1 protein-coding gene is annotated in these 2,796 nt (G+C 69.3%); it reads right to left on the bottom strand.

From position 1 onward, the window contains the following. Positions 1 to 319 precede the first annotated feature (319 nt). Positions 320 to 2,776 carry a DEAD/DEAH box helicase gene (locus K6I33_RS34045; RefSeq protein ID WP_229358669.1) on the bottom strand — a complete coding sequence of 819 codons (2,457 nt, stop codon included), beginning with the start codon at positions 2,774 to 2,776 and terminating at the stop codon, positions 320 to 322. Positions 2,777 to 2,796: the final 20 nt, after the last annotated feature.

The following is a 2,796-nucleotide window of genomic DNA, read 5'->3' as shown; positions in this document are numbered from 1 at the left end:
GTCTGCGCCGCAGACACGACGCGCCGCCGCTACGCGGCGGAAGAGCGCCGCGCTCCGCGCGGCTAACCGGCCACTCCGTGGCCGGTGTGGCCAACTCCGTTGGCCACGGCTCGGATCGCTCCGCGATCCGGCCTGGCGGAATCCGCTCCGCGAATTCCTGAAAGCGCAGCTAGGGTAGTGGGGCTGACGGCTCGTCCGCTGCATCTCGGCAGCCCTGGGGTGGGGCGCCCTCACGGTCTGACCGGTAAGGGGACGTGGACCTGCTGCTCTTCGGGGTGCGGATCTGGCTCTGTTCCTGGTTCTTTGGATGCAGAAAAAACTAACTGATCTTCGAGAGTTCCGGGGGGCCTTCTCCGGCCGCATCGGTGGTCCCGGTCCAGTCCTCGCGGAGAATCTCCTGCATCAACTGGCTCTGCTCTTGGGTGAGCTGACTGTTCTGGTGTTTGGTGCGCGTCTTGCACAGCCACGGGCCGATCATGACGCGTTCGCCGTCCGCCTCGATCCACTCCCGGGCGCCGGGCGGACGGCCGTGCCGCTCCACGAAGGCCCGCAACAGCGTCGCGTTGTGTTCGAAGGAGCGGCGGCGGCGCGGGCCGGTGAACGGCATAGCGGCCTTGAGGGCGGGGAGCGGGGCCTGATCTGGAGTCAGGCCGAGGCCGGTGAGGAGATCACGCTGGCCGGGGTTGAGGGCGTTCCAGGTAGTGAACTGGCGGTGCAGCCACGCGCCGGCCTTCACGCCGTCGACCATCGTGTCGCGGCGCAGCGTGGTGGGGTCGTTGCCAGCTTCGATGTGGTGGCGCAGTAGGTGGTATTTGCGGTGCCAGTCCGGGCCGTACGGCAGCGTCCAGGTGGGGTCGAGCGTGGTGAGTTGGGCTTCGCGGTCGGGGTCGAGGAGTTCCTTGCGGGCGAGGCCGCGTTGGACGACGAGGAATTGGCCGCCGGGGGCGGTGGCGGGGATGGCGAGGTGGCCGTGTTCTGTGTGGAAGGCTTCGAGGGTGGCCAGGTTGGCCTGCCAGGCGGCTTCGTGGTCGTCCCAGACCATGCCGAGGTCTTCGAGCTCGGTGATCCAGTCCAGGTCGAGAGCGTCTTGGTGGTAGGCGGTGCGCTGGCCGGTGATGAAGGCACCGAGGCGGTAGCCGTAGGCGTCCTCGAAGTCGGTGGGCACGCGCAGGTGGCCGTGTTCAGCGTGGTAGCGGACGGCGGCGGCCAGCCCGGCGCGGCGGGGCTCGGAAAGGAAGGTGCCGGTGGCGGGCCAGGCGATGATGTCCATCGCGCGGGCGATGTGATCGGGGTCGAGGGTGAAGTCGAAGCGGAAGCGGCGCGCGATCAGCTGGTGGGTGTCGCGGTCGAGGCGGTGCTTGGTGTTCTTCCTGGGGGCGCGGGCGGCAATCGACTGGTCGTGGTGGCGCAGGGCCGCGGTGACGAGCCACAAGGCCTCGTAGGGGGTGCCCAGGAGGTCGGTGGGGTCGGCTGAGGGCGGGATGTAGGCGGGGATGACCAGGCTCGCCGTCTTGTGATCGACAGTGGGGGGCTTGCGTAGCGCGCGGCCCAGGGCCTGCACGATGCGGCGCACACTCGCCGTACGGTCCGCGAACACGATGCCGTCCACGGCCGGCAGATCCACGCCCTCGGAGAGGACCTGGGCGTTGGTGATCACGGCGCGGTCGGCTTGTTCGAAGCGGGCCAGGATGCGGGTGCGCTGGTCCGGGGTGTGGGTGCCGTTGATCGACTGCACGAAAAGGGTGTCGGTCCAGGCGGGGCGCTCGCTGTCGGGGAGGGTGCGCAGGGTGTGGGGGAACTGGCGGGCGAAGTCGGCGGCGTCCGCGACTTGCTGGAAGTAGACGATCACGTGGTGGAGGTCGTGCTCGCGCATGGCTTTGAGGACGGCCAGGTGCAGCGCTGTGGTCCGCCGGGCGTTGGGGCCGAACGCGGTGCGCAGGTCCGGGTCGGTCAAGGCGGTGCGCAGGTCGGTGTCGGTGACCGTGGGGATGAGGAGCTGGTAGTCGGCCAAGACGCCGTCGTCGATCGCATCCGCGTGGGAGTAGGTGTGCAGGCGTTTGCCGAAGGTCTTGGCGTCGTCCATGGAGGCGATCAGTGAGGGGGCCTCCCATGCGGGAGCCGTGGCTGCGGTGCGCTTGGGCTGCGGGTCCTCGTCCGGGACCTCGGTCAGGCGCGGAGCCTCCCAGTCATAGGGGGTCGCGGTCAGGTACAGACGCCGGTCCGCCCGGATGCGGGCATTGTCGTGGATCATCGTCCACTGCTTGTCCCAGGAGCCGGCCGTACGGTGCGCTTCGTCCACGATCATGAGGTCGAAGACGGGGGCGGTGAACACCGAGTGCCGGGACTCCTCGATGCGGGGCAGCGAGTCGAGCGTAACGAACACGGTCGCCTTCTTGTGCCGGGCCAGCCAGTACGCCAGGTACTCCCCTGAGTTCGTGGACACCGCCCCGGCCTCGGCGAGCAGCGGATGCTTCTCGGCCCGGAGCGAGGAGACAGCCATCAGCGGTTCGGTACGGCCATCCGCCCGGGCGGCCTGGGCCCACTGGCCGATCAGATCCCGAGACGGTACGGCGATGAGGAGGTGGTCGGCGTTCAAGGCCTCGGCGGTCCGCAGCGCGATCAGCGTCTTGCCCGTACCGCACGCTGAGACCATGTGCCCGCGGCTCCCGGGCTTTTTGAGGTGCCGCACCCCGCTGTCCACCGCCTGCTGCTGATCTGGGCGCAGCACACGACGAGGAACCGCGGCCCGGGGAGCGGGGGCAGGAGTCGCGGGCACATGGTCTCAGCGTGCGGTAC

Origin of the sequence: Streptomyces sp. UNOB3_S3, assembly GCF_020740895.1 — a bacterium.
Lineage (GTDB): Bacteria > Actinomycetota > Actinomycetes > Streptomycetales > Streptomycetaceae > Streptomyces.
This window is presented reverse-complemented; position numbering and strand designations above follow the sequence as displayed.